36 protein-coding genes are annotated in these 25035 nt (G+C 62.8%); 9 read left to right on the plus strand and 27 right to left on the minus strand.

Annotation, left to right across the window (positions count from 1 at the left end):
- The first annotated feature begins 25 nt into the window (after positions 1-25).
- Positions 26-241: a hypothetical protein gene (locus MKK88_RS00965; protein WP_243996716.1), complete on the plus strand. Its 216-nt coding sequence runs from the start codon at positions 26-28 to the stop codon at positions 239-241.
- Positions 242-316: 75 nt separating this feature from the next.
- Here the strand turns inward: MKK88_RS00965 and MKK88_RS00970 are convergent, their stop codons facing one another.
- From MKK88_RS00970 to MKK88_RS01010, 9 genes are all read right to left on the minus strand, one after another.
- On the minus strand, positions 317-811 hold the full coding sequence (locus MKK88_RS00970; RefSeq protein WP_243996717.1) for a hypothetical protein: 495 nt from the start codon (positions 809-811) through the stop codon (positions 317-319).
- On the minus strand, positions 808-1242 hold the full coding sequence (locus MKK88_RS00975) for a hypothetical protein (RefSeq protein WP_243996718.1): 435 nt from the start codon (positions 1240-1242) through the stop codon (positions 808-810). Before MKK88_RS00975 ends, MKK88_RS00970 begins: the two co-directional genes overlap by 4 nt.
- A gap of 20 nt (positions 1243-1262) precedes the next feature.
- On the minus strand, positions 1263-1664 hold the full coding sequence (locus MKK88_RS00980; protein ID WP_243996719.1) for a hypothetical protein: 402 nt from the start codon (positions 1662-1664) through the stop codon (positions 1263-1265).
- Complete coding sequence (locus tag MKK88_RS00985; protein WP_243996720.1) at positions 1664-2035, minus strand: hypothetical protein; 372 nt, start codon at positions 2033-2035, stop codon at positions 1664-1666. Before MKK88_RS00985 ends, MKK88_RS00980 begins: the two co-directional genes overlap by 1 nt.
- 5 nt (positions 2036-2040) lie before the next feature.
- Positions 2041-2295 carry a hypothetical protein gene (locus MKK88_RS00990; protein ID WP_243996721.1) on the minus strand — a complete coding sequence of 85 codons (255 nt, stop codon included), beginning with the start codon at positions 2293-2295 and terminating at the stop codon, positions 2041-2043.
- Positions 2296-2299: 4 nt separating this feature from the next.
- A complete protein-coding gene (locus MKK88_RS00995) occupies positions 2300-2533 on the minus strand; it encodes a hypothetical protein (protein ID WP_243996722.1) in 234 nt (77 codons plus the stop codon).
- Between the two features lie 2 nt (positions 2534-2535).
- Positions 2536-3054 carry a hypothetical protein gene (locus MKK88_RS01000; protein ID WP_243996723.1) on the minus strand — a complete coding sequence of 173 codons (519 nt, stop codon included), beginning with the start codon at positions 3052-3054 and terminating at the stop codon, positions 2536-2538.
- Between the two features lie 698 nt (positions 3055-3752).
- Complete coding sequence (locus MKK88_RS01005; protein WP_243996724.1) at positions 3753-4505, minus strand: hypothetical protein; 753 nt, start codon at positions 4503-4505, stop codon at positions 3753-3755.
- Positions 4502-5005: an HNH endonuclease signature motif containing protein gene (locus tag MKK88_RS01010; protein WP_243996725.1), complete on the minus strand. Its 504-nt coding sequence runs from the start codon at positions 5003-5005 to the stop codon at positions 4502-4504. The genes MKK88_RS01005 and MKK88_RS01010 overlap by 4 nt, the downstream gene beginning before the upstream one ends.
- A gap of 110 nt (positions 5006-5115) precedes the next feature.
- Here MKK88_RS01010 and MKK88_RS01015 point away from each other — a divergent pair, with 110 nt between their 5' ends.
- The 5 genes from MKK88_RS01015 (at position 5116) to MKK88_RS01035 (ending at position 7867) form a co-directional block, all read left to right on the plus strand.
- The gene (locus MKK88_RS01015) at positions 5116-5358 is read left to right on the plus strand and encodes a hypothetical protein (protein WP_243996726.1); all 243 of its coding nucleotides are present in this window, start codon (positions 5116-5118) and stop codon (positions 5356-5358) included.
- 269 nt (positions 5359-5627) lie between these two features.
- A complete protein-coding gene (locus MKK88_RS01020; protein WP_243996727.1) occupies positions 5628-6062 on the plus strand; it encodes a hypothetical protein in 435 nt (144 codons plus the stop codon).
- Entirely contained in the window at positions 6059-6337 is a 279-nt protein-coding gene (locus tag MKK88_RS01025; protein WP_243996728.1) for a hypothetical protein, read from the plus strand. Before MKK88_RS01020 ends, MKK88_RS01025 begins: the two co-directional genes overlap by 4 nt.
- Positions 6338-7023: 686 nt before the next feature.
- Positions 7024-7587 (plus strand): hypothetical protein, encoded by a 564-nt coding sequence (locus tag MKK88_RS01030; protein WP_243996729.1) that lies wholly within the window; start codon positions 7024-7026, stop codon positions 7585-7587.
- A gap of 7 nt (positions 7588-7594) precedes the next feature.
- Entirely contained in the window at positions 7595-7867 is a 273-nt protein-coding gene (locus tag MKK88_RS01035; RefSeq protein WP_243996730.1) for a hypothetical protein, read from the plus strand.
- Positions 7868-7944: 77 nt separating this feature from the next.
- Here the strand turns inward: MKK88_RS01035 and MKK88_RS01040 are convergent, their stop codons facing one another.
- The 17 genes from MKK88_RS01040 to MKK88_RS01120 form a co-directional block, all read right to left on the minus strand.
- Entirely contained in the window at positions 7945-8730 is a 786-nt protein-coding gene (locus MKK88_RS01040) for a hypothetical protein (RefSeq protein ID WP_243996731.1), read from the minus strand.
- A 6-nt stretch (positions 8731-8736) separates the two neighbouring features.
- Positions 8737-10752: a hypothetical protein gene (locus tag MKK88_RS01045; RefSeq protein WP_243996732.1), complete on the minus strand. Its 2016-nt coding sequence runs from the start codon at positions 10750-10752 to the stop codon at positions 8737-8739.
- Positions 10749-11138 carry a hypothetical protein gene (locus MKK88_RS01050; protein WP_243996733.1) on the minus strand — a complete coding sequence of 130 codons (390 nt, stop codon included), beginning with the start codon at positions 11136-11138 and terminating at the stop codon, positions 10749-10751. The genes MKK88_RS01045 and MKK88_RS01050 overlap by 4 nt, the downstream gene beginning before the upstream one ends.
- A 10-nt stretch (positions 11139-11148) precedes the next feature.
- Positions 11149-11718, minus strand: coding sequence for a hypothetical protein (locus tag MKK88_RS01055; RefSeq protein ID WP_243996734.1), 570 nt, complete (start codon positions 11716-11718; stop codon positions 11149-11151).
- A 63-nt stretch (positions 11719-11781) separates the two neighbouring features.
- Complete coding sequence (locus tag MKK88_RS01060) at positions 11782-12315, minus strand: hypothetical protein (protein WP_243996735.1); 534 nt, start codon at positions 12313-12315, stop codon at positions 11782-11784.
- The gene (locus MKK88_RS01065) at positions 12308-14065 is read right to left on the minus strand and encodes a hypothetical protein (protein WP_243996736.1); all 1758 of its coding nucleotides are present in this window, start codon (positions 14063-14065) and stop codon (positions 12308-12310) included. Before MKK88_RS01065 ends, MKK88_RS01060 begins: the two co-directional genes overlap by 8 nt.
- Before the next feature lie 67 nt (positions 14066-14132).
- Complete coding sequence (locus MKK88_RS01070) at positions 14133-14411, minus strand: hypothetical protein (protein ID WP_243996737.1); 279 nt, start codon at positions 14409-14411, stop codon at positions 14133-14135.
- Positions 14412-14419: 8 nt separating this feature from the next.
- Complete coding sequence (locus MKK88_RS01075; protein WP_243996738.1) at positions 14420-15067, minus strand: hypothetical protein; 648 nt, start codon at positions 15065-15067, stop codon at positions 14420-14422.
- The gene (locus MKK88_RS01080) at positions 15064-16248 is read right to left on the minus strand and encodes a baseplate J/gp47 family protein (protein ID WP_243996739.1); all 1185 of its coding nucleotides are present in this window, start codon (positions 16246-16248) and stop codon (positions 15064-15066) included. Before MKK88_RS01080 ends, MKK88_RS01075 begins: the two co-directional genes overlap by 4 nt.
- Complete coding sequence (locus MKK88_RS01085) at positions 16245-16625, minus strand: hypothetical protein (RefSeq protein ID WP_243996740.1); 381 nt, start codon at positions 16623-16625, stop codon at positions 16245-16247. Before MKK88_RS01085 ends, MKK88_RS01080 begins: the two co-directional genes overlap by 4 nt.
- Position 16626: 1 nt before the next feature.
- On the minus strand, positions 16627-16824 hold the full coding sequence (locus MKK88_RS01090; protein ID WP_243996741.1) for a LysM peptidoglycan-binding domain-containing protein: 198 nt from the start codon (positions 16822-16824) through the stop codon (positions 16627-16629).
- Entirely contained in the window at positions 16821-17135 is a 315-nt protein-coding gene (locus MKK88_RS01095) for a hypothetical protein (RefSeq protein ID WP_243996742.1), read from the minus strand. The genes MKK88_RS01090 and MKK88_RS01095 overlap by 4 nt, the downstream gene beginning before the upstream one ends.
- A complete protein-coding gene (locus tag MKK88_RS01100; protein ID WP_243996743.1) occupies positions 17132-17620 on the minus strand; it encodes a hypothetical protein in 489 nt (162 codons plus the stop codon). Before MKK88_RS01100 ends, MKK88_RS01095 begins: the two co-directional genes overlap by 4 nt.
- A gap of 3 nt (positions 17621-17623) precedes the next feature.
- The gene (locus MKK88_RS01105; RefSeq protein ID WP_243996744.1) at positions 17624-18289 is read right to left on the minus strand and encodes a phage baseplate assembly protein V; all 666 of its coding nucleotides are present in this window, start codon (positions 18287-18289) and stop codon (positions 17624-17626) included.
- Between the two features lie 8 nt (positions 18290-18297).
- Positions 18298-19497 (minus strand): hypothetical protein, encoded by a 1200-nt coding sequence (locus tag MKK88_RS01110; RefSeq protein WP_243996745.1) that lies wholly within the window; start codon positions 19495-19497, stop codon positions 18298-18300.
- Positions 19498-19504: 7 nt separating this feature from the next.
- Positions 19505-22267 carry a hypothetical protein gene (locus MKK88_RS01115; RefSeq protein ID WP_243996746.1) on the minus strand — a complete coding sequence of 921 codons (2763 nt, stop codon included), beginning with the start codon at positions 22265-22267 and terminating at the stop codon, positions 19505-19507.
- Positions 22268-22276: 9 nt separating this feature from the next.
- Entirely contained in the window at positions 22277-22642 is a 366-nt protein-coding gene (locus MKK88_RS01120) for a hypothetical protein (RefSeq protein ID WP_243996747.1), read from the minus strand.
- A gap of 107 nt (positions 22643-22749) precedes the next feature.
- Here MKK88_RS01120 and MKK88_RS01125 point away from each other — a divergent pair, with 107 nt between their 5' ends.
- Entirely contained in the window at positions 22750-23307 is a 558-nt protein-coding gene (locus MKK88_RS01125; RefSeq protein ID WP_243996748.1) for a GIY-YIG nuclease family protein, read from the plus strand.
- Positions 23308-23309: 2 nt separating this feature from the next.
- On the opposite strand, the gene MKK88_RS01130 is transcribed toward MKK88_RS01125, so the two are convergent.
- On the minus strand, positions 23310-23849 hold the full coding sequence (locus MKK88_RS01130) for a hypothetical protein (RefSeq protein ID WP_243996749.1): 540 nt from the start codon (positions 23847-23849) through the stop codon (positions 23310-23312).
- Between the two features lie 323 nt (positions 23850-24172).
- On the opposite strand from MKK88_RS01130, the gene MKK88_RS01135 reads away from it, so the two are divergent.
- The gene (locus tag MKK88_RS01135) at positions 24173-24400 is read left to right on the plus strand and encodes a hypothetical protein (protein WP_243996750.1); all 228 of its coding nucleotides are present in this window, start codon (positions 24173-24175) and stop codon (positions 24398-24400) included.
- 44 nt (positions 24401-24444) lie between these two features.
- Positions 24445-24765 carry a hypothetical protein gene (locus MKK88_RS01140; protein WP_243996751.1) on the plus strand — a complete coding sequence of 107 codons (321 nt, stop codon included), beginning with the start codon at positions 24445-24447 and terminating at the stop codon, positions 24763-24765.
- Positions 24766-25035: the final 270 nt, after the last annotated feature.

Below are 25035 nucleotides of genomic sequence, written 5' to 3' on the forward strand. Positions count from 1 at the left end.
GGGGGAGAGGGGCTAGGAGGGTCGAATGTACGCGCTGTTCGCCGGGCTGATGTACTATCCCGAAGGCGGCTGGGGCGATCATCGGCTAACCACGCCGGATCTAAGTTCCGCGCAGGCCGAAGCGAAGAACGCCGAGCACTCTGCTGACTGGTGGCACATTATCCATGTGCCGACCGGAATGGTTATCGAACGCTGGGCTACGGACATCTACGATAAGGCCGGCCCGTTAGCTGACGCCTGATCAGACCTGCGGCGGCTTCTTGTGCTCCACGTCGCTGAGCAGCTTGCCGGCGAGCAGCCTCGGTGCGAAACCTAATCAGCCCGGCGGGGAACATCCGGTCACGAAGAACGGCGTGATCACGTCGCGCTTCTTCCGCCGGCTCACCAGCCGCTGGTAGGCGTTGCAGGCGACGCTGACCGACTCCACCAGATAGGCCGGCCCGCATGGAAAGTTGTCTGGCAGCCGCAACGCCGACTGCTGCGGCTTGCCAGACCGGTCCCACGGGGGATGCTCGAAGTCCTGATCCTCGGGGATATAGCGGCGCCCCTCCGGCATGCTGCTCTGGACGCGGCGCTCATACCGGATGTCGCAGTCGTCGTGATAGTCGATGATGCGCTCGACCCGAATGTAACCACCGGGCGCCACCTCTTCGGTCAGCAGACGACGGCTCAGCACGTCGTAGGGCCAGGGGGCATCCCGGCTCCAGCCACCGACGACGTAGGCGGCCGCGGCCACCGCCACGAGACTGAGGATGCCGCCCATCATGTGGAGCGTGCGCCCGAGGGCGCGATCGAAGCCCTGTACGGTCATGTCGGGGGAGCCTGCAGGAGCTTGAGGATTTTCTGGATTACGGGCAGCACCTTCTCAAAAAAACCGGCCGCCCAAGCGAACACGAGCGGGCCAATTACCAGCGCCAGTTTCCAAATTCGGGCCCAGAACGCTTTCCAGCGCTGACGGTCGATCTGCGCCTCAACGAGCTGTTCAAGCGCCTCAAACTTCTCGTCCGTGTCGAACCACCGGATGAGCTGCCGCCAGCGAGGCGTGAAGCGCATGAGCAGACGCTGCTGCTCCTCCTCGCGATCGCTTTCGTCGAGCAGTCCCCTAATGGTTTTCGCGCCGACTTCGCCTAGGCCGTCTCCATCGGTCGGCAGAGCATCTCGAAGCGCTTCACCAGCACCTTCGGCTACGTGTCGAGAGTGTGATTTCCCGAGCGCCGACGTGGTTCGTCGCGGCGTATTCATGGCGCTCCCGGGGCTGCATCTTAACGTGCATTCGGTGAGCCGGTGCTCGGCCCGTTGAGTTCAGAGATCCGCACGGTCATTCCGCCGAGCCGGTCGAGCTCGCCGAACGCCTCGACGTGGATGTCGTCACGATTGCCGGCATAGGTGTAGCCCACGTTCAGCGGCACGAGGCGACGCTGGCCTGGGGCGGGCTCGAAGTAGGAGGCCCAGGCGCAGCCGATGAAACGGCCGGCCGCATAGATCTCCACGCGACCGGGATAGGCGTCGGCGTCTGCATCAGGGTGCTTCGGGATAGATGGGAAGGAGATTTGCACTAGCCACGTCGGGGCAAGCGCGGGCTGCGCGCTGGCGACGCGTAGGGCCACCCCAATCATGATAAGGGCTAATACAAGCAGCCAGCGGGCGTGGATGCGGGCACGCATCAATGAGCGGCCTGCTTGCGAGCCCTATGTGCGATGGCTGGAGCGACCTTCTCGGCCTCTTCCATCGTGGAGACGACGTTGCTCGGAAGCTTGTTCGCGGTCGCCTGATCCGTGATGATGGCGCCATCCCTGCCGAGGACGCGGGAGGCGGCCTTCAGGATGCCGTCCTTCCGCCGGGACCAGAGCACCCAAGCCAGAGCCACAAACAGGGTGGCGATGCCGCTCGCGATCTCGGTCTCGGACCCCTGGTCGAGATAGCCGTTCTGGACAAGGGATGCACCAGCCGCCGCCAGGATCAGCTTCAGCGTGCCGGTGGCCTGGCTCATGGTCGCCTGTTCGAAGGCGCTGGGCGTAGGGGTTTCGTCGGACATGCATACTACTCCACTGCGTCGTAGGTTGCGGCGAAGATGTCGGGTTTGCAGGGGTAATAGCGATCCGGCTTAGGCTCGGGGATGATCCAGTCGCCGGGCGCGAGGTAGGCGCGCTGCTCATGCGCCGTGATTACGTAGGCATGCAGAAACTCACCATCGTCGGCCAAGCGCCGCTCCCAATGCACGCCCTTCATGGGGAATTTTTCGGGGAACCACTGCTCGGCAGTGATCTCGACAGGCTTCTTGCGGAATTTCGGCATCGGGCTATCCCAGATGCGGCGCGAGCTGCGACCACAGATCCGAAGGGATGCTGTCGAGTTCGGCCTTGGTGAAGGTCTCGTGGTGCATCACGCCGACGCGCTTTAGCTTCTCTACGAGGGCGGGCTTCAGCCGAGGGAGCGCGGCCTGGACCTCGGGCATGCCGAGGGCCACCTCGATCTTCAGGCCGTCGCTCGACGTGGTGGTGTAGGGGAGAGGCAGAGAGTAGGTGCGGGCCATGGCTACTTCGCCTTCTTCGGATCGACGACGGTCCCGTTGACCGTGATCGGGATCTGGTTGCCGTCCGGGTCGGTGACGATCACGACGCCCTTCTTGGAGTCGCCGGCCTTTAGGGCGGGGGCGGACTTCTTCACCGCCGGCTTCTCGGGCGCGGTGCCGGCCGTGTAGGTGCTCTTGCCGGTCAGGGCGGTGCAGGCGATGTTGGCGACCTGCGTGGCGGGGAGGATCGCAGCCGAACCGCCGGCCGCCGCCGCGATGATGTTGGCGACCGACGCGACGGACGGCTCGATGCCGCACAGCGCCACCGCCGTATCGCGGGCCTGCTTCAGGACGGCGGCCGCCTTCTGGATCTGGGTCGGGGTAGCGCCGGCAGCGGCGAGAGCGGCGGGCGTGATCTGAGCCGCCGTGATCGCGCCAGCCGTGAGGCCGGACGTGACCTGGGTGGCGGTGGTCGTGTTGCATGCGGAGAGCGCGACGCCGACGCAGCCAAGCGCCAGCGCCCGAGCGATGTTCGGGAGCATGGGAAGTTCTCGCGATGGATCGAATGTCGCTTGACCGGCGACTCGGCTGTGCTAGTCTTTGCACCTTGCTAGAGGTCTTAGGGGCGTGCCCCGGTCCTCAATATTCAGATGGCGCTTTTGGCGAGGCGCCTTCGGTGTTGAATGCCAGCGAAGCCCCGGTCAGCCAACAGGATGCGGCCGGGGTTTTTGCTTGTTCTCCGTCGACTCGGAAGGATTTGACTGAGAGCGCGAGGCTTTGCCTGCGAGCGCGGATCGGCTATATTCGGGAGGTCAGTGCGGCGCGCTTTCGGAGCGCAGAATGGCTTGTTGGTAGCCGAAGCTCTTGGGTGAAGAGCCTGCTCGTCGGTTGGTGGTTCAAGACCGCCCGGCAACCAACCCTGTAACCGTAGACGAGAGCCGGGTAGACCCCGCCCGCACTGGCCTCACTTCCAAGGCGTCAGCAGCCCCATTAGCCAATTGCCGAGCTTTTTCCCGGCAGAGTCAGGATAGCGGATCGGCCCAGGCTCACCGTAGTGAGGATCTAGGGGCCGCTTCTCCAGCTTCCCCCGCCAAGCCTTCGGAGCCTCGGTCGGCTTCGGCTTCTCGGTCATCGCGTTACCTCGGGAAGTTGGCAGCAAAGAACAGCAGCCCACTCAGGGCCACAGCAGATCCGAGCAGCACCGCGAAGAAGGACGGCCAGCCGGGGTGCTTGAAGGGCATCAGCGGTGCTTCGCTCGGTGGGTGACATGGGCGACCGCAGCGCTGCGCTTCTTCACGACCGCCGGCTTTGAGACCACCGAATGCTTGTCGGAGACGGGCTTGGGCTTGGCGGGGGCTACGGAGGCCGCTGGCGGCGTTTCGGCTACAGCAGGCGTCTCTGGAGCCGCCCCATGCCCAGCGGCCCGTAGCGCGTCGCGAAAGTGCGTGAAGTAGCCGGCGATCAGTGCGGCATGGTCTGTGCCGTTGATGATGGCCCGAGCGCCGTGCGGGTTGCTCTTGCCATGCCCAAAATAGTTCGACAGCTTCTTGGTAGTGAACCAGCCCTCGATCATCCCATGGAACAGGATGGCGGCAGCGATGTCGGTGCGCAGCGCCAAATCAGGCGTGCGAGCCAGATCCTCGTCGGCTTTCAGCAGGCCGAGCTTTCGCAGCTTCGTGGTCGCATTGACGTAGTTTGCGTGCCACGTGAGCTGCACGAGCCCTCGGCCGTAATAGACCTGCTTGTACGGGCCGGTCGCGCGGCCATAGGATCGCCTGCGACCTCGGCCTTCCTCGTGGACCGGCTGCATTGACGGGCCAGCTTCCCGCAAGGTCGTCGCAAGGCAGTACGCCAGCGGGTCGGTCGGCAGGGCCGCTGGGCACGCGTCAAGGATCGCGTCCATGCCCTGCACTTGTTGGGGCGTGAGGCTTCCCCCGAAGAGGGGTTTGCGGACATGGTCAAAGAAGACGGCGCGGTTGAGGGCGGCGGTCAATGAGCAGCCTCCCCGTCATGCCGCGGGGCGTCACCGAACTCAGCGACGTATCCGGCCTTCCAGTCGCCGAGGAACACGGCCTGCGCCTGCTCGACGGTGACCAGGCCGCGCTTCAGCTTCGCGCACACGCGATCCTCAAGCCGATCCTTGTCGTGGAACGTCCACGGGCCGTCCGAAGCCTGGATCCAGAGGTTGGCGATGTCGTTCGAACCGCCGGCACAAAGCGGCAGGCGATGGTCCACCTCGAACGGGGCCATGTGGTCCGTCCCCGGTATCGCGTCGTGCGGTCCCTTCATCCCGTAGCGGCGGTAGACGGCCAGCTTCTCGGCGCCGGAGACATTGCGGACGGCCGCGGTGTTCGTGCCCACGATCTCGGCCCGATCTGTCGTCCTCACCGCCCCTGGCGTCAGGACAGGATCGGGTTCTGTGCCGTCTGAGGCGGCGAAGGCATGGGTGGAGAGCAGACACGCGAACGCGCCCGCGAGAATGCGGAGATGCATGAATGACCTACGATTTGGCGAGTGAACCGAGATCAGCGCCTAAATAACCGTTGGGCGCTAAAATCCTGGGCTGGGCTCGACTTTGTCCACCCAATGGGCCATGATTCGGCATGACCGCAGACGATTATCGAAATGCGCTCGCCAAGTGGAAGCTTAAGCACAAGGCGGCAGCTGAGTTCTTCTGCATCACCGTCATCACATCGCAGCGGTATGCGACCGGTGAACGTCAGGTGCCGCCGCCTATGGCGATGCTGATCCACCTGATGCTGGCGATGAAGTTAGATCCGCCGAAGGTGCGCGAGTGGCTTGACGACGTGCAGCCGCCGGTCTGGCGGAAGCGACAGCGGAACTGAAGGCTTTGCAGTTGGGAGAGTGAGATGGCGGGGCGCGCCTACGGGAACGGATACGTCTCAATCTACTGGTCGGACATGCGGACCAGCGGCGGGATGCCTGTTGCCTACACCGGCATTGACGGAAGCATCTATCGGAGCCTGCAAACTGGCATTTGGGGCGTTCAAATAGGTAAGGTCTTTGTCGGCGTAGTTCGCGGGCATCGGGACCCCGGTCACGACCGTGCGAAGCCTTAGCCCCCGAAGGTCCCGTATCCGCTGGAGGAGAGAGGATGACGATCCCGCTGCAACAGATCCTTGACGGGCTACCGGCGGAACGTCGGGTTTACGTTGAAGCGCGTGCTCGCGAGTTGATCGCAGAGACCGCGTTGACGGATGCTCTAGCTCCAGTAGTTCCCCTCTCACCCGGAGAGCGTCCTACAGAACCGGGGTGGTATGTGATGGCGAGGTTTGGCCAAGAGCGTGTTGTCGTAGAAGTAACTGACGCATTCCCGCTTCAATGGCGTGAGACCGGCTTCCAGGACACCGGATCAGCAAGCGAGATTGAGATCCTTGGGCACACCTTCATCGCCCGCATCCACCCGGATCGGATAGAAGGTTTGCCGCAAAGCGCGCTTCAAACGGGCACGGTCGTCAACACACCGGGAAGCGCCGTGCGATACCTTGAGGGTCAGCGCGACAACGGCAAGTGGGATGATCTGCCATGACCCCCGACATGAAGCGCCTGTGCGATGCAGTCTGGTCAGCGGAAGCGACGCCGACATTCCGCGAGGCAACAGGTGAACGATCTTCAGATGACGCCACTTCGCATGAACGCGGGCGCTATCAAGCCATCGTCCGCTCTGTTCTTATGGCTTTGAGGGAACCGAGCGACGAGGCCACCAGTCACGCGAGCTACGTCGCTGAGACACTCTATCAGGACAATGCCCGCTGGCTACCGGCTCTGATTGACCACATCCTCGCAGAGCCTGCTACACCGTGAGGCGGTAGACAATGAGCCAAAGCGTGATTGATCGAAAATACGGCGGGTTTTTTCAAGACGAAGATGTTGACGTTACCGGCTTGACACTACTTATGCCAAGTTTTGTGCGATGCAACGTTGAGCGCCGGCAGACTAAACCGGAAGAACCCATGACTCAATTATGGGGCGCCCACTTCATCAGCTGTCATCTTACAGGCGATGGTTGGCCGGAATGGATGAAGCAGAGAAGCGCGGCCAGCCCATTTAACGGATCGGATCCAGTCCCTGAAACTTGAAGGGCTCTTATGTGTCAGCATCGCCTCGCTACAAGCAGTTCGACACCGTCCCCCTACCCAACGGCGCCTCTGCCGCTCGTCCTTCGAAAGCTCCTCCACGGAGGGGGCTGGTGAGACGCAGCAGACTGAGCCGGGACTTCAAGCCCGCGGTGTAGATGTGCGCTCGCCAGCTTTTAACTCCGCCTCGGCGGAGGGAGACGTAGCGCCGTATCTTCTCCTGGGCCAACAGCCCGATGTAGGAGATTGGCGCTCGTCTCCTCATGATCGCAGACGGCATCGGTCAGTAAAGGGTGCTGCGCACCGCTGCGCGGCTTCGCCCTTGACTGCCCGGTGCTCGTCGGCGGTGCAGCTTTCATACGATCCGCGGACAAGCCTGAGCGCAATAGGCGCTCTAATCTTTGGAGCGCCCCGATGATTGATACACTGCACATGCGCGAAGTGTTCGCGGAGACAGCGAAGCTAATTGATGCTGGATGCGACCCAGCGGCACATATTGTCGATCTTGAGGCACGGATGGCAGAGATGAAGGCCGAAGAGCAGGCCGTCATGACAATATTATATACCGATGAGGTGTTCATCGGTACTCATTGGGAAGAGTGGCCTAAACCGGAGAAAGGGTGCTGGCCCGCATTATGTGCTCTGACATCAAGCTACGGCGCCGACGCTGAGGAAGTTCCTCGTGATCATTTCTTGCTTCTTGCCAACATGATAGATCGACACGGCCGAAGCGCGGTCGAAGCGTGGGTTTCTTGGCGGCGTGGAGTGGATGGGCCGATGAAGGGAAGTTTGACGGCAGAAGGCAAAGCGGCCCTTGCCGAACTAAGATCTCTAACAGAGGACGAACAAAGGCTTCTTCGTCAAGCCCTAATCCGTTCTACTAAATATGTCTGTGATATTCCTGAAACGAACAAAGCGGCGGAAGCGAGCGGCCTGGATCAACCGAAGCGCCCCACTGGGGTAGGCACTAACAGGTAAGGAGAGGATGATACCCTACGCGCTGCCATTCCCGACCATTGAGCGGGTCGAGGTCGTTCGGATTGATGAGGCCCACAAGTCCATAACGGAGTTCAAGCCGCTAATCACAGACCGATACGGCGAATGGTTTGTATTGCATTGCAGTTCGGCTCACGGTCCTATGGCGGTCGCGCGATTGCGACTGGCAATCCCTGTAGGCGGCATTCCCGATGCTGTTTTCAACCAGCTTCGGGGCGAGCCTTATGCTATCGACCTTGATGCGCCCTCACCTTCCACCTGAACACCACCAAGGCGCCCGCCACGCACTGCACCTCGGCACCGGCACGAACACCACGGGGTTCACGACCGGCGAGACGGTCACGGCGTCAGCCCCACAAGGCTACCGTGCGCCCAGAGCTGCGTCGTCCCACCGATCATCCGGTGAAGCTGATACGTCGCCCCGCTCGTCAGGATCATCAGGCTCTGCGCGCTCGTGTAGTTCCACGACACGGTGGAGGTGGCGAGGTTGACCGTGAGCGCCCCGCTGCCGTCGCTCGATAGGGCGCTGATGAGCAGGGTTGCCCCGTTCATCACGGTCAGCGCGAAGGTCGACCCCGTGAGATCGATCAACGAGCCGTCAGGGTTCTGGAAGCCCCAAGTCTGCGGCGGCGTCGAGTCGCCCTGCCAGATCCCGAACGAGATCAGCGCCGGGTTCGATAGGGGGATTGGCCCCGTGCTGAACTGGAGCGCGCGAAGCGAAGGCGTCAGGTTCACCGGCCCCTCCGCGACGGTGTAGGGATTGCCCATCGGGTCGATCGCCACCGCCTGCTGCCAGTAGGTGCGCGGGGTGAGATCGATGGTGTCGGCATAGGTCAGCGCGAACCGGAGATTGGAAACGAGGCTCGCCCCGCTTCCGGTCACAACGATGTTCAGGTTGGCGCCCGTGGTCTTCATGACCGAGATGTCGGGCGGCGTGTAGCTCGTGCTGAGCAGACCGAGCATCGCTGGGTTCGGAGGCACCCCGAGCAGCCATTGCGCGCTGTAGCCGGTCAGATCCTTGCCGGGGACGGCAAGGTTCCAAGTGCGGGCATCCCCGACCTGAAGGCTGACCGAGCCCTGCCGAACGCCCGGCGTCGTAGAGACCGCCTGCCAACCGCCTGCCATGCGATGCTACCCATATCGTCCGGTCAGGCTGACGGTGTCCACGAAGGCACCCGTCTGCGTGATGTTGTCGTTGTAGGCGCCGGTCTGATTGATCTGAGCACGCGGTAGAGACGCGATGACGACCGTGACCGTGTCTGAGCCAGTGCCGATGTCCGCGAGCGTGAGCGAGTTCGGCAGGCTGCCGTAAACGGCATCTGATCCCGAGCCGGCGTCCGAGACCGTGACTGCAGAAACGACCCGAACGGAGGCCGCGTCAGTGCCCGCGCCTGCATCCGCAATGGCGACATATTCGGCCGCGGAAGCCGAGGCAGCATCGTATGCTGCGCCATTGTCGTTGACCGCGACCACCACCGTGACGAAGGCAGCGGCGGTATCGGTGCCAGAGCCTGCGTCGCTAATAGAGCCAGTGTTCGCGGCCGACGCCGTTGCGGCATCCGATCCGGCGCCCTGGTCCGAGGCTACGGCGGGACTCGTCGTCCTTGCGCTGGCGTTATCGACAGGGCTGCCGATGTCGCTGGCAGACGCAAGGGTCGTGGCGGCTGCGCTGGCTTGATCACTGCCTGCGCCCACATCAGATGCGTTAGCAGTTCGAGTCGTGGAGGCCGTCGCGGCATCTGTCCCGGCCCCAGAGTCCGCGAGGGTAGCGGATACCTGCGCCGAGCCGGTGCTAGCGTCTGACCCGGTGCCTTGATCAGTGGCCGAACCGGTGTTGGCTGATGATCCGTTGGCAGCGTCGGAGCCGGTTCCTTGGTCGCTGGCAGATGCCTGCGCGCTCGCCGACGCGGTCGATGTATCCGACCCCGTTCCGGTTTCCGTAAGGGTCGTCTGAGCAGCGGCGCTGGCCGTCGCAGCATCCGACCCAGTGCCCGTGTCCGCCTGACTGGCGCTGGCCGTGGCTCGGGCGCTGGATGCATCCGACCCAGCGCCCAGATCCGAGAAGCTGGCAGAGGAAGCCGTCGTAGCTGCAGATGCGTCTGACCCGGTTCCGGTGTCGGCCGCACTGCCCGTGTTCGCAGAAATGGAAGAAGCAGCGTCGGTTCCTACGCCGCTGTCCGACGCCGTGACCGTGGCTGCCGCCGACGAACTGGATGTATCGGTGGCTGTCCCGCTATCAGTCGATGAAGCAGTAGCCGCGGCGCTCGTCGACTGCGCGTCCGAACCGGTGCCGGTGTCCGATGCTGAGCCCGCAACGACCGCGAGAGCGGTTGCGGTATCGGACCCACTCCCGGTATCCGTGAATGAAACGGGGTAGTCCGTCCCTCCCGTCGTGACTGTCGGGGCAGCGGCCGCGTAGGGGTTCGAGGCGTCGAGGGTGATGCCCCACTTATGGCCGAGAAAGCCTTCCGCGTACTGGATATCGGACAGATTATTGGTGTTGAGCGCCCATCGCTCGCCTAACAAACCGTTGAGGAACTCGTTTTGTCCGAAGCCGTTGACGCCGACCGTTGAGCCCTGTGCGTTTAGGCCCTGTTTGTTCGTCCCGCCGCCGCCTGCGTCCGCTCCATTGATGCGGAAACTGTAGGCACCTGTACTCTGATTGTACGTGGCAACAACCAGAACCGGCGTGTTGGCCGCGACCTGGCCTTGAGAGGTGCCTATGTTGGCTATATACTGATTTACGAGCCCAATTGACCCGTTACTTTCAATACGAAATTGCAGACCGCCTTGGCCTGCTGCGCCGTATAGGGTGTGTGTTTGCCCGAGTTGCGCAAGGCTGATAACCGCGATGAAAGTGCGGATCTGCGGGGCGGCGGACAGGTTTGTTTTGAAGGACTGCGAACCCCCGAACCGCTCGGCCGCGAGCCCGTTGATCGCATTCGCAACGTAGGCTGGCTGCGCCGCCGTCGTGGCCTGTGTCTCATCGTACCCATTACCCGAGCTATCCGCGTCCATGGCGACGTAGCCCGACGCGGGGACGGGATTGACGCTCGTGTTCGACGGGTCGTGCTGCGCGGCGAGCGTGCCCGACCCGGCCGAGCCCGTTGTCGCGTAATCGGCGGGGATCCAGGGGCGCGTCGTCATAAGGCTGCGTCCGGCAGCACGGGTGATGGCGGCAGCCAGGTCAGATCGAACGTTTCGACCGGGGTTCCAGCCGGTATGTCCTGCGCCACGAAGGCCGTGACCGTCAGGGACGGGGTCTGGGTCGCGTCTAAGTTCACAGCGGCGTAGGGTACGGTCTCACAGTGCGCCACGACCCAATTGCCATCCGCGCGTTGCCACGGGACCGCAAACGAGGTCGTTACCGCCCCCGGGATATCGTTGCCATTCACGTCCTTGCTGACAAAGCCACCTGTCGCCGGATCTTCTGTGAACTTGCGCTCGGCGTAGATCTGCCGCGCTCGCGCATCGACGCCATCGACACAAGCCTGCGCGCTCGCCTGATCGGAGAAGATGTAGAAGCGGGGCATCAGACTAGTCTCACGGGGAATAGCTGTACGAGACCGTGATGGTGCTGTTCTGCGGGACAGTGATGGAGGAAGAGAATAGGCCTGCCGAGAACAGCACGGCGCCAGAGGTCGCGGTGTCCGCGGGCGTCGCCACACCTGTAGGGCCAAGCACCTGACACAGGCCGGTGATGGTCGCGCCGGCAGCGTTCGTCACCGTGAAGGTCGTCCCGGCCGACGTGGCCTTCGTGCCAGCCGACGCGGCGCCATAGGTGGGCGCGAGCCGAGCGGCGATGATGCTCGTTCCGGCCTCGGTGAACGCGTGCGAGGCGTAGGTATCGCCCGCGACCGGGGTGCCGGCCGTGATCAGGCCGAAGAGCACGTTCGCATACGCCGTGCCAAGCCCGAGGAACTTGTCGAGCATGGCGTTCTTGCCCTGCGTCGTGATGAGGTTGTGGAACGTCTCTTCGTGAATGAGCGAGCCATCCGGGGCGCGAGCCGTGACGGTGTAGATCCCGCCGAGACCGCGCTCGTCATCACAGTGGTTCATCGGGACGGCGACGCTCGCCGCCTCGTGAGAAATACCGTTGGATACGTCAAGCATGGAGAAGGCTCCCGGCGAGCAGGGTCAGGGGGAAGGGTGAGGAGAAGGGGGGCTAGAAGCGCTTCAGGCTGCGATCTGAGCGGCCGCGATAAAGAGCTGATCCACCTGCGCCGAGGTCAGCTTGAGACCGCTGCTCAGGCTAGCGACGTAGGGATTTGTTCGCTCCCAGGCACGAGCTTCCGTGAACCAGATCTGGGCCTCACCGCCGGCCGCCTGAACGGCAGCGGTGATGTCGTCAAGAAGCGTCTTGCCACTCGCAGATCCCGGTGTGCGCTGGCACTGGATCTTGGCCTGAGCGCTGCTGACGCTGACCGGAACGGGAGTGTAGCCCGAAATGGCAATCCCATAGGGCGTCAGCACGTCCGACAGCGCGGCATCAGTCTGAGCGCCGCTGTCATCGGTAGGCCAGCGGGTGGGTTTGCGATTATCGGAACTCCACGCCGCGAACTCGGCGTCACCCGTCGCTACGGTTGCGAACCGGGCGGAGGAGAACACTCTGCCGTCGTCTGCCTGCCAGTACCAATCGTGCGGGTTGAAGGTGACGGCCGGAGCGAGCGACGGCAGAAGCCCCGCGAACGGATCAGTGGTCTCAGGCATACTGGCCTCCGGTGTAGGTCGTGCCGGCCGATGAGCCGGGGATGAAATTCGCACCCGCGCCGAAAGTGTTGATCACCCCGTTCAGGTTGACTGTGTACCGGGGACCGCTCACCGCGCCGCCGAAGGACGATCCGGTAGCGAAAGTGACACTGCCATTGGTCGAAGCCGCAAAGGTGGCAACCGAAAACGTCGGACCGCTATTAAACGTTAACGCCGAACCGCCCATCGAAATTGTGCCCGATAGAGCATACCCGAAATAGCCGTTGTTTCCGTCGCAGATATTGTTCGTGCCGATGATCATCGACCCACCTTGGGATGCAATGATATGCGCGACCGAACTGCCGCCGACCGAGCTGAACTGGCAGTTGTCGAACCTAACTAGCGCGTTGTTGGTCGAGAGGATCGTGTGATTGTTCGAACCGGTGTTGTAGAGCCTGACGCCGACAAACGAGACGGTCGCATTCGCGATGCCGAGGACGGCGGACCCTGAGCCGGTGCCCGCGCCGGAAAGCGTGTAGGACCCCGGAGAACTTGCGTTGCCCTGGATCAAGATGGTGCCAGAGCCCGCAGGTATGTTGCTCGGGAGGGCATAAGTGCCTGCAAGCCCGATCTGGATCGTCGCCGTCTGCCCCGTCAGGTAGTAGACGCGCAGCTTGGTCAGGGCGGCATTCAGGGTTAGAAGAGCCCCCGCCGCGGTGTTGGCCATGCCGGTGTTGCTGTCGCTGCCGTCCGAGCGGACGTAGAGGGTCGGGTTGGCGACGATGACGGGGACTTGGCCGCTTCCGGTGACAAGCGAAAGCACATCGGAGCGCAACAGGCTCGCCACCTGCCAATTTGAACCGATCTTACGCAGCGTAAGGATGTCGCCAGCGGCCCAGTCGCCGATTAGCGGGAGGCCCGCCCCTCCCAAGCGCCGAATTGGCAGCGCCCCGAGACCCGAGACATTGATCACATCGGAGCCGGCCGCCGGGTTGGCGGTCTTGACATGGATCTCCATGCCATCAGGCAGCGATGTTGGTGTGGGCGCTAGGGCTGCGATGAGCGCACCAGACGTGCCCTGGTCGACGGCATAGATCCACTGCCCCGACTGCACCCCGGCTGGAACGGCAGGTAGCTTTACCGGAATAAATGGGGCACCTGTGTAAACGGCGATGTTGCCCGACGTGATCGTGGTGGCGCCTGCAGCGAGCGTCACGACGTACAGCCCAACCCAGCCTGCATCAGGCGTCGGGATTGTGGGCGTGCCGCTGACCGCTGCGCCAGATTTCACCTGAACGGCGACGATGCCCAGTCGGGCGGTGTTCTGCGACTGGCCGTTGCCGCCAGGCCCGCTGTAGGGCTGAGCAGGGTTCGCGGCGTTGTAGTAGGGCAGCAGGACGGGGTTCGTATCGAGGTCGGCGTACTGCACTTCGACGAGAAACGCTTGGCTGTAGCCGTTCGTGCTCGGCGGGGTGAAGGTAATCGGATCGACCGCCCTCATCAGCCCCTGCTTGACCAAGGTTGTGCTGTCGGCCGGGAGCGATGACCAAACTGTCGCCTCGGTAGACGCCGCTTGATAAATCGCGCCCGGCGCCAAATTCGCAACGAGGCTCGCTGGCGTCGTCGGCGTCATCGCGAAGCCATCGACAGCCGTCGCGGTTCCGAGCGTCGACTGAGCCGCCCAGCCGAGCGCGATCATCGCGTTCTGCTGCGCCTTCAGCGGGTCCGTCTCGGCGATCAGGGCGCCCGCGTATGCGGTAACTCGGTCCATGCCGGTCTCACGTCTAGAGACCCCACCGACGCGTGCCGGCAGGGCTTGAGAATGGGTGTCGCGAAGTTCAGCCTGCGGCGCGGGCGAGCGCAGCTTCGGGCGTGTTCGTCATGATCATGTCGACACCGTTCACCGTCGCCGGGAAGAGGCGCAGAACGTTAGTGCCGGAACCGATCGTGACGACATGGTCCTCTGGCCTCGGCAGATTAGCCATCTGGCCGTCGGCCATCTGCACCCAGTTGTCCCTGAGCGCCGGTGGCCGGGCGAGCGAAGCGGCGGCCTCGTCGGAAATCTCCACCTCGCACAGCTTACGAGCGTTCGTGTGATTGTGAACTGCGACGCGCATGCTTCGGCTCACTGAATGCGAGTCCAGGAGACGACGCCGGCCGCAGCGGTCCGCGCGATGGTCGCGTAGATCTCACTGTCGGGGACCGGAGACGTGATCTGAGACAGGCTGATGTATGAAGTGGTTGGAGCGCCGTAATAGCCTGACCGGTATCCGGCGATGTTCGGGATACCGGGCGGGCAAGGCCGATAGGCCGTGACGAAGAACTGGTAAGGCAGTCCGAGCGAGCCGTACTTGGCCTGTCCGTAGTAGCTGTAGCGGTAGGCGGCGGTATCGTTCGGGTTCCAGGGGTCGACGATGATCGGGTGCTTGCCGGTCAGATCGTAGACCGCCTTGTCGATGGCCGCGCGTGTTGCCCGCGGCCGGAAGATCTCGTCGGTGTAGCGCTTGCGCCAAGCTGCATCGGCCTCGCCCGCGCGTCGAAGGATCCGGCCTTGGAAGAACCCCCAAGCGTCGATATCCAGCAGGTACCCGATCGTGCCGGCGCGTCGGGTGCCGGCTTTGACGGTCTGCTGCTGCGCGTAGAGCCACGCGAGACTGTCTCCGATGCCGCCGAACACCGCGTCTCGGACAGGAGCCGTGTCGCTGGTCCAACGCCGCGGGAACAGGCTCTTAAGCCGCCGCAGGAGATCGGTCGCGCTGCCCCTGATGCTCACGAGATCACGAGGTTGTTGGCTTTGGGCGTGTTCTGCGCCGTGCCGGTGATGTCGGAGGTACCGCCGTTGAGCGTGTAGGAGGTCGGCACGATGCCCGCGACCCCCGACACATTGCAGGCGACGGTCGACAGCTCGAAGTAGCCGACCGTCGCGCCTTGACCGAGGCCATTGAGGTAGAGGGCAAGCGCCGCTGAGACCTGCGCCACCACGTTCTGGTGCACGTAGCCAGCGGCGGTAGTGATCTGCATCACGACGTTGATCGGCAACAGCGCCGCGGCATAGATGCCCGGCCGAATGCCCTCGGCGATAACCGAGTAGACTGCAGTCTGCGCGGCGGCAAGGAGTGCCGCCGAGATGTTGCCGGAGCCGTCGTCCACGATCACGGAGACGACGCCAGGAGTGAAATTGCCGTTGATGTCGGAATTCGGCAAGACGACCGAGGTCATGCCGACTTTGAGATTGGCCACCGCCGATTGGATCGCCGCAATCGTGCCGCCTCCCCGGCCGGCGACCGCGAGAGCGAACCGAGCCATCACACTGGCATCGCTTTCAACGTCGAAGCCGTTGGTGAACGCGGCCGGATTGGTGACGGTGTCGACGCCCGGCATGGTGGAGGAGATCAGGCCGATGGTTGATGCGCCCACGTTGCCATTGCTGCCGGGCTGACCTGAACTGCCAGCCGTCGCGCCGATGACGGGAGCGGTGACGCTGTTCACCTGAGCAGCGATGGCATAAGCGCCGAGACTGCCATCAGTGTTCACGTAGGTCGCCACATAGGCGGGGTTCGTCGCATCCGCGTAGACCTGAAACGTCTGGCTTCCGTCCGTGGTCCTGACAGTACCGCCGACCGGAACGTATGCGATGGTCGGCCCGGCTGTGTACCGGGAGAAGGTGCAGAGGCCGGTAGCCGCCTGCGCACCGAGCCGCGTGACGCCGGACAGCGGGAAGTCCGCGATGAAGGTGTCGATGTCAGAGCCGTAGGAGGTCGCCAGCCGGGTCAGCATGGCGATCTGCAGGTTCTCCTTCTGGAGCCACAGCCCGTTACCGGCGTAGGTCTCAGCCAGCGCCCGGAGCACCTTGCCCTTGGCGAAATTCAGAAAAACGCTAGTCAGCCGGCTCTGGATGCCGGCCGCGATGGTGCCGACGATCGTGCTCTGGCTGCGGGTGTCGAGAACAGTCATCGGCTGCCCGGTGTCTCAAGGCTGACAGCGATAGCAGCCCCCGTCACGGCGTCGGTGTACTGGATGTCGATGGCGAACAGGCCCTGCGTGACCGTCGAGGCCGTCACGGTAGTTTTGGGCACCGGCACGGACGCCACGGTCGTCTCCAGCGCGATCTGCCCCCGCACGATGGCGGCGATGGTCTTCTCGCGGGCCACGCGGCCGATGCGTTCTGGGAGGCTGGCCCCGTACTCAACCGCCCAGATGTAGGATCCGGCCTGGGTCAACAGGCGCCGGATGATGCTCTGCCGCGTCTCGTCAGAGCCATCGACGAGCATCAGATCGCCGTCGGCGGTGATCTGAAAATCATCGTTCCAATTTAGAAATATGTCTGCCACGTCAGGCTGCCTTCGCCCGAGCCGGGATCTTCAGTTCGGTCAAGGGGCCGATAAAGGGGTCAACGATACCGTTTAGGTCAGCGATAGTCTCCCAAAGCATGGCATTGCCAAGCTCTTTTGCCGCGACGGCGAACAGCGTCGTGCCGCTCACGCGGATGATCTTGGCGGGGATGGCGAGGGGAACGAGACCAGCACTCATGCGACCGCCTGTGCGAGGTTGAAGACGGCGCGTCCGACGAAGCCGCGCAGATCAGAGAGCGTTTCTTGATCTGACACGGCGGTGACGCGGCCACTCAGGTCCGCGATCAGCGCCAATGGGTGCCCAGATGGGTCAGGGGCGTCTAAGGAGGTGCCCGCGGCGATCAAGGCGGAGTCGATCATCGCGAGCACGGCCTGCCCTTGTGCGACCAGCGTAGCAATCTGGTATGGCGTGGCCGCGGCGATCGGCTTGTTTGCCGTCACAGCCGCCTGGAATGCGATCAGCGCGACCGGGATCGCAGCCGGGATCATAGAATCAGTCCCACGGACACGGACAGATCAGCGCCAACCGTCACATCCAAGGTCGGCAGGCCGATGCCCCCAATGCCAAGGCCGATCCCGGGGCCGCCGATGCCAGCACCGAAACCACCGCCGCCAGCAGCCGAACTATCGACCGGCATGAGGATGATGCTGAACTCGACGTAGGTAGCCTTGCAGACCAGGGGCAGGAATTCGAGGATGATGACCGTGCGAGCTTCGACGCCGTTCGAATAGGGCAGTGGCGTGCCACTTTTGCGGAGGCTGTCGAGTAATAGAGCCTGGTCGATGGCATCATCGCCCCAGAACTTGCCGGTCCAAGCGCGGTCGATGTCATCCGGGCCCATCGCGTCAATGACGCGGTCACCGCCTGGCAGTTTCTTGGCGCTAATCTGTTGCCGCCCGCCGAAGGGGAGCTTTTCGGGTGAGGACCACGCGTCGAATTCGACGGGGCCCAAAATGACGACATCTGTGGGCATGCACTACGCCGTCTGGACAGTCTTGCCGGCCGACATGACCGTCTGGCCAGCGATCGTGCCAGTGCTACTCAGTCCGCCGTTCTGCTGAATGATCTGACCATTCACCGTGACTGCACCCTTGAGGCTGATGTTGTCGGCCGTGAAGCTGTGACTCTTGGCGGTGAAAGTCTGCGAGCCCTGACCTGCGTCGATGGTGACATTCTTGTCCTTCGTCACAAGGCTGTGATTGCCGTCAGCATCGAACATGTGCTGACCGCCATCCTTGTGCGTCGTAACGATGGACCCGTCCGCCTTGTGAAGGGTCGATCCGCCAGTCTGGTGCTTCACCAAGATCTCACCGGACTGAACTACCGGCGGATTATCGGCCTGCGTGAAGTGCTTGTGCTTGGCGATCGGCGTATTCGGGTCGCCGTTCTCGAACTCGACATCCATCCAATCGCCGTCGAGGTCAGTTGCAGATCCGGCGTTCGGGCCGACCATGACCCCATAGCCATCGCCGGCATGGTGAGAGGCGAGCGGCACCCATCCGGTCTCGACCATGGACGGCAGCAGGACGCCCTTCGCCGCGTGGATCTGAGGATTGTAGGCGGTAACCGCCATCGTGCCTTTGTGCTGCCTGCCGCCGGTCGCGCGCTGCGCCTCGCGGCGATAGATGTGATCAAGCGACATGCGATGGCCTAAACGCTGACACCACCAGAGCCGCCGTCGAGGCTGGCCGGGCGTTGCGGCGGGAGAGGCACGGTTTTGGTCGCCGGGCCATTCTGATTGACCGACTTGCCGCCCCACGATTGCGTGGTCGCGGTGACATCGCGACCCTGCTTGGCGCTCTTACCCTGGATCGTCATTCCGAAGCCCTCGCCCCAGTCGATTACCCAGTCCACGCCGTCGATGTCATAGCTCTGATCGTAGATCGTGCCGGTGCCGGACAGGTTCAGCTTCTGGCGAACGTCCACCGAGAGATCGCCTACCGCCTTGATCACGACGCCAAGTTCGTGCCGGGCAATGCTCTTGGCGCGAGCTTTGGCAAGTCGCTCGACCTGCTTTTGGTTTCGGCCGGGGTGGTTATCCTGATAAGCGAGCACGTCGCCGACGCCAGGAATTGATGCCTCGGCTTTGAAAACCTTGCGCAGCCGATGGTGGACCGAAGACACGCTGTGTTTGATCGGCCGCGCCGCGCCCATGTTTCGCTTCAGGGCAATGTCGAGAACATTGGCGACCGTGTAGGCTTCGGCCGTGCCCGGCGGCTGCCAAACCACATCGTAGGAGCCGTTGTTCTGGTCGTCAGGCTCAAAGTAGAGCGTCTTGCCGTCCACGTACCAGCGGCAGCCCTCGCGTTCTGCCAGATCGTCCAGCAACTCCCAATCGGTGCGATTGAGGATAAGGTGAGCCGTGTCCTCGTCATACTGCTTGCCGGCGTATTCGCCGCCCTCGTCCGGCAACTGCACCTGCGCCGTGAGCTTGTGGTCCTTGGCGACTTTCTGGACGATGTCGGTCGTCTTCTGGTTGGAAAACTTCTCTTGGCGCTGCTTCTCGCCGAGCGACGCCGATTTGTCCCGACCCTGCACGCTCACCGTCATCTCGCGCAGATTGACTGCCGGCATGTCGATTGAGCCAGTGATCATCTCGCGCTCGTCGCTGCCGTCAGCGGCAGACGACATGATCACGGTGGCGTCCTGCGGGTCGAAGTCGGTCCACTCGGCGAGCCCGAAGCCGTACTGCTCGGTCTCGGTGATCGCCAACTCGCAATCGAACGAGTCCGAGTGCCGCTTGCCCGACCTATGCACGCTGCCGGAGATGCAGGGCATGCGCGCCCCGTTGATCTCTAGCCAGATCCGCGGGTAGCGGACGCTGGAGCCACCTCCGATGCCTGAAGCCATGAGACCCTCAGGCGGCGTCCATCACAGGCGTGCCAGGAGCGCGCCACTCGCCGTGGTTGTCGGTCGCGCCGGCCTTCTTCGGGAACAGGTGATCATCGGCCTGATGCATGGCGATAGCGCGACCCATCTTTTTGCCGTCCATGTGAAGGTCGACCATGATTGGGCGCTTCTCCACCGGCTTCGGCGGCGCCCCAGCAGTCGGAGCAGCCTGCCCTTTGTACCCGAACCCCTCGTGCGTTCCGACGCCAGCGGGCCCACGCCCGAACCACGGTGCCCACGTCCGGTTCTTGCCGGCGTAGCGCAGCGCGAAGTCGATCTGTTCCTGCCAGTAGCGGGGATCGCCCGCGTGGTGGCCGGTCGCGCGGCTGTACTCGGTGCCGAGCGACCCCCGCCCACCGTAGTGGAGCTGATAGGGTCCGAAGCTGGTGCCCTTGTCGCCGGGCGTCATGCGAACGCCGGGGATTGAGCCGCCCAGCCCCTCGCTCGCCGCGATGCGGAGCGCGATGTCGGGGTTGATACCGTTCCGGATGGCGGAAGCACGAATGTAGGCGACCATTTCGGGATTGGCACGGCTAAGTACGCCACGGGCGTGAGCGAGACCGGCGCCGCCGCCAGAACCACCTAGACCGCTGCCCAACCCGCTGCCGGAACCACCAAGGCCATCGCGACTGAGACCACTGCCGATGCCGCCGAAGTTGTCGTTGGCGCCGCCGCCGAAAGACGCTTTCTGAATGAGGCCGCCGATACCCTCGCCACCCTCAAACGCCGTCTTGCTGAACGGGTTGAGCTTGCTGAACAGGTTCTTGAGCATATCGCCGATCGCCGTGACGAGCGAGGCGCCCATCTCGGCGATAGCGGTGGCGAGGCGGCCGGGCCAGGATTTGATCTCGTCAGCAAGCTTGCTGGCGTATGTTCCAAGCTCCGACACGAAGCTAGCGACACCGGAATAGAACTTAGTCTTAGTTTCCTCCCATTGCGCAGCAAACGGCGCAACCTTCCCGACCACGTCGTCAATGATCTTCCAATTGAATGCCGCAAGGGTTCCAAAAACGCTTATCAGGCCGGTGATGGCGAGCGCTACGCCGCCGCCCGGTATTAACATTGCTGCACCGGCTATGACGCCCGCGACAGAGAGTGCGGCGAAGGCGACCCCAAGACCGGCGAGGCCCTCAAGGACGATCTTGGTTGCGGTCGGGTTGGCGTTGGCGACGCCAGCGATGGTGTTGATCCCCTTGGCCAGCCCGTTCATCGCATCAACTGCGGTCTGAACACCGGTCTGACCGAGGGCAGTCATCAGGTTCTTCCAAGAAGCCGACAGGTTGTGTTCGGCCTGCTTGTAGTCCTGATCGTTCTGGAGATTGCGGCTCTCGTCGATGCCTTTCGACCCAAGGATGCGCTCGCGCTCGCCCAACATCTGCGGAGCGTTGCGCAAGAGGTCGTGAACGAGCCGCTGCGTCGTCTGCCGCCCTAGGATCTCAAACAGCTTCGGAACCTGCTGCTCAATGTCAGTGATGCCACGGTTAGCCATAGCCTTCCGCAACACTTCGACGGCAGCAAGGGGATCATCCTTCAGCGTCTTAGTGAACTCGGTGTTGAGCGCATCCTTGGCAAAGGAGACGTGCCCACCGCGGCCGACCGTGAAATCACCGACCAGCCCAAGCTCCCTAAGCTGCTCGGCAGCCGACTTGGTCATCTTCCCGCCGACCATCTGCTGATACATGGAGGTCAGCGCCGTACCGCCGCGCTGGCCGCCCATGATCTGCGAGACCATGCCCATGGTCACGAGGCCCTTGTCGGACATGCCCGAGAGCGCGGGACCGCCCTGCTGAGCGAGGCCGAGCCACGTCGCGGCATCTACCTTGCCGTGGGTGCCCAGCGTGACCTTGCTGCCGAGTTCAAGGAAGTGCTTGAACTTGTCGGTATCCACCTCGTGCGTCTCTGGATTGACGAGCTTGCCCATCAAATCCGCAGCGCGGGTCATGTCGTAGACTTTTTTCGAAGCCCCGGCGTAGTCGCCGGTCGTGCCACCGACCACCTGAGTGTACTCAAGTAGTGGCTTCATCATGGCCAGCGCGTCTTTGTGGCCAAAAATGCCACGATTGGCGCCGTAAGCCTCAAGCGCCTCCGTCTCAGTGACGCCTTGGATCTGCTGCGACAACTTCCGAGAGGCCGTGACGGCCGCTAGGATTTCGGAGTCGGTCGCGTTCTGTTTCCGGATAGCGGTCAGGACGTGCTGACGTTCGCCGCCGGCATCCAGAATTGAGCGCAGCCCCTCGCCAACCTCATGGAGGCCGATCATGCCCCCCATGCCGAGGCCGATGCCGACATGCTGCCAATTACCGTTGCCCCGGTGGCCCCCGCCGGCACCGCCAGCGCCGGGCGTGTTAGGCCCAGAGCCGCCACCGCCGCCGGGCCGAATGTGCGGGATACGCAATCCCGCGCCTGCCGCCTTGGCGGCGTTCAGTTCGGCCGTCAGTCGGGCTGCGGCAGCCGCAGCGGCGTTTATGGAGGCGTCGGCTTTGACGAAATCTCCCGACAGAGCGCGACCGGTCGTCGTGGCCGCCTTCTCAATCCTGCCCAAGCGCTCGTTGAGCGTCAGGAGGCTTCGGTTGATGCCGCTGATATTGAGCTTGCCGAAAGCCGCGAACTCCGCCGTGACAGCCTTCGTCAGCCTTTCAATGCGCGATAGCTCAGTCGCGATCTTGAGAAGAGTCGGGGTGGCCTGATCAACAATGCGATAGACCGAACCGACCTCATAGGAGGTGATCATGCGCGAGAGCTACCGGATGCCAGGCGTGAGCTGTTCAATTGCCATGTGGCCGAACTCGTCCTCGCTGCGCTTGGCGATCTTGATCATCGTCGGCATGAAAATCGGACGAGGCGGCATGCGAGAGGTGCCGTTCTCGTGAAAAGCCGCGATACCGCTGGTTGAACCAATCGCCCCTTCAGCGCCGTCGCCGGTCGCGCCAGCCGATGAGCCGAACGACTCGCGCATGGTGCCCTTGCGGTAGAGCGGGTCGGTCGCGCTGATGCGCCCGATCATGCCTAACCGCGTCTTCTCTGCGACCGTAGATGGGGCGAGCGCAGGCCAGCCATTGTCCTCGCGACCTATCATCTCTTTGGCGGTCTCGGCACCTTCGTCCATGAGGCGCTTGGTCGTACGGACCAGTTGGCTGCGCGTGCGAAACGCACTAGCTTCAAGGAAGAGAGCGAGTTCGCCTGGGCTGAGCATCGGCGCCTCTGGAGGATAGGGTGCGGATCGGCGACCACGTCTACGTCATCAAGGGTGAGCACGGCCGAGTGAAGATTGGCAGCAGCATCAACCCTGAACAGCGCTGTGCCGAGCTTCAAACAGGTTCGCCCGTTCAGCTATGGGTTGAACACGTCGCAGCGACGCTAGGGCCGGCACTTCCTGTTGAGTTAGAAGCCCACGCGATGCTGGATCGCTACCGGCTCAACGGCGAATGGTTTGCCGTCTCGGTAGAGGTCGCAGTGGCGACTATCGCTGCAGCCGCGCACAGTCTCCGAGTTCCGCTCAGCACGGGCGGGCTGGCCTTCGCGATCCCAGACGCCCCACCCTACGTCGGGACGAGGTGGCTTGCGGGAGCAGCCCTGATCTCGTCGCCGTTCTGGGCTTTGAGCGCCGCCGATCGGCCATTCTCAGCGCTGGCCTATCTTTGGATTGCTTTAGTCTTCTTAGTGCTTCTGATGCTGCGCGAACGCCCGCCTGCGAAAACGGCGCTGCCTATCTTCGCAGGAAGCATCCTTTCCGGCATCGCGTTAGTGCTGGCGACGATAGTGATCCACTGACATCACTCTTCGCTAGTCCGCCGAGCTATGGCTGGATTGAATGCAAAGCCCCGGCCGATCTTAATCAGGTTTTGGCTTTTAAAGTTGTCCCAATTGACCTTGCTATATGTCGCCCTATCAAACCCGTAGGTGAACATGGTTTCTTTGCGAGAGTTTCCATATTCATCGTTTGATATGATATTATGTGTGAATGAACATTTATCTGCGTCAGGAAAGCTGTCGTAGATCCCTTTTATCTCAACGGGCGCGAACTGCAGGGCAATCACCATAGTCGTTTTTGTTGGCGTCCGCGTAAGTTCGGATTTTGACATCTCATCATTCAAAATGCCGAATTTTTGCAGCAACGGAACTGAGTCAATCACCTTGTTCTGCGTTGCATCAACGACAATTTTGCAATTGCCACCCTTGATGTCTGTCGTCTGCTTGAAGCCCATGCCCTCCAGCATGGATTGCATCATTTTCGCCTGATCCGCGTCTTCGGCGGCGTGACAACCCAAGGGTACCAGCAGGCAACAAGCAACCATGGCGCTGCGCGACAGCATATAAACCTCGTCCCTTACCCAGACCCATTCTAGGTTCGAGAAGGGGAGATGTTCAAGGCGTTTTCAATCAGCCTTCGGATGGCCTCAGAACGGGAGGGTAGGTCAACCTGCTCCCGTCGCCATTCATCAATCGCAGAAGCTTGAACGTCCGTTAGCCGGAGCTGAACGGCGACCGGGAAGTCGCGCCCTGCAGGCCTACCGGCCTTTTTCGCATTTACCGGAATTGACATCAGCATATTTCTGCTTTACCAGAACGGTAGGCCGGAGGGAAGGGCTCAATCAACCCTCCGGCCAAAACCACAACCGCTTCTGGAGAGCAGGCTATGGCTACCGGCCAGATTAGCACACTTCCGGCTTTACCGCTCTACCCCTGGCCGAACACGATGCGCGCTCCCTCGCGCCGCGAGGCCGAAGAACTCATTGAGGGACTGATTGCCTACCTCGACGCCTTGGACGGCGACTCCGACTACGAACAGGAGGAACCCGAAGCCTCTGCGATAGAGTGGGTTGGCAATGGCGCTCATCGCTTCAACATGGGACTGGCTGCGTGAGAACCGGCGCCGCTCGACGCGGCTTCCGAGCCTTTCAGGTCGCCGTGCCCGCCACGGCCTTTCCTAGGGACTTACAGAAGGGCAAGCGCATCAAGCCTGTGTTGTGGGCCTTCCCTGCCTGCGACCACGACTGGTCAACCGATAACCTACCGGTGGTGCGCGCCGCCATCGGCATCGTCTCGCAGACCGGTGGCGAGTTGATCGCGGTTCAGCGCGAGGCCATGGCCCGTAACCCAGACTACGCTCGGGAAATGTCTCGGGATTTAGGCGAGCGCATCGCCCACTTTGAACACCTTGCCAGGATCATGCGCGAGGCACGAGAGAGAATTGAGACGGTCGCCACCTATGTCGAGGACGGGGCGTGACCTATGAGGAGTACATCGCTTCGCCGCAGTGGCGCGAATTGCGCGGCAAAGCCTTGGCCCGAGACGGCTTTCGGTGCCGAGGCTGTGGAGCGATCAAACGTCTGGAGGTCCACCATGTCCGCTACGGCGACCCGCTAGGCACCGAGACCGTCGAAGATCTAACCACTTTGTGCGGCGGCCCTGATGGTTGCCACCACGCCATCACTGAAACCATTCGGCGCCGCCGCTACGGGGGACGCCGCCAGGTCGCCGCCGCAGTCAGCCGGCTTA

The sequence above is a fragment of the Methylobacterium sp. E-005 genome, from assembly GCF_022829725.1.
Taxonomy (GTDB): Bacteria; Pseudomonadota; Alphaproteobacteria; order Rhizobiales; family Beijerinckiaceae; genus Methylobacterium.